This is a genomic window from Nonomuraea marmarensis, from assembly GCF_043197025.1.
GTDB classification, from domain to species: domain Bacteria; phylum Actinomycetota; class Actinomycetes; order Streptosporangiales; family Streptosporangiaceae; genus Nonomuraea; species Nonomuraea marmarensis.
On the sequence record NZ_JBICRM010000128.1, the window covers coordinates 1 to 797 of the forward strand.

The following is a 797-nucleotide window of genomic DNA, read 5'->3' on the forward strand; positions in this document are numbered from 1 at the left end:
CACCACCGGCGCGGCCAGCGTCAGCGACAACCACTGCCAGTTCGTGAACTGCAACGCCGGGATCATCGCCATCGCGACCACCGGCACGGACAACACCACGGAAGTGATCAGGCGGTTGCGCAGCGGCCGCAGCTCGTCCTCAGGCTCCGCCTCCTCCGCCGTGGGCGGAGCGGGCAGCGCTGCGGTGTAGCCGGCCTTCTCGACCTCGCTGATCAGCTCCTGCGGATCGACACCTTCGGGGAAGGTGACCTTCGCCTTCTCCGTGGCGTAGTTGACCGTCGCGGTCACGCCGTCCATCTTGTTGAGCTTGCGCTCGATGCGGTTGGCGCACGAGGCACAGGTCATGCCGCCGATCGAGAGCTCGACCGCGTTCTGCCGGTCATCGATGACAGAAGACATCACCGTTCTCCTTTCTCTCGCTCAGTGGCCGTGCCCGCCGGACGTGGCTGTGGACGTGGCCGCCGGGGTCGCCGGGGTCGCCGGCCCCTGGCCCGCGCCGAGGGTGAAGTCGGCCGTACGGACCTCGCCCTCGTGCTGGAAGTCCAGGAACAGGCGGTAGTCGCCGCCGCTGGGCACCTCGGCGTAGAAAACGATCTCGGGCCCGGCCTGGGTCTTGCCGTCGCCCGGCGCGCCGTCCGGGTGGACATGCAGGTAGGCCAGGTCCCTGACACGCAGGACCACCAGGTGCCCGTAAGCACCCAGGTAGGGCTGCAGGTCGGTGACCGGCTCGCCGTCCTTGCTCACCTTCAGGGTGAGCTTACTCGCCTGCCCCGGTGTCAGGTCGCCGTCGAGGGTGA

The 797-nt window shown here is 68.6% G+C and carries 1 protein-coding gene and 1 pseudogene; both read right to left on the bottom strand.

Annotation, left to right across the window (positions count from 1 at the left end; genetic code table 11):
- The coding region (locus ACFLIM_RS50265) for a cation transporter (protein ID WP_393178047.1) at window positions 1-399 on the bottom strand (399 nt) is incomplete at its 3' end.
- Between the two features lie 21 nt (window positions 400-420).
- Window positions 421-797: pseudogene (locus tag ACFLIM_RS50270) on the bottom strand (hypothetical protein); the annotation flags it as partial.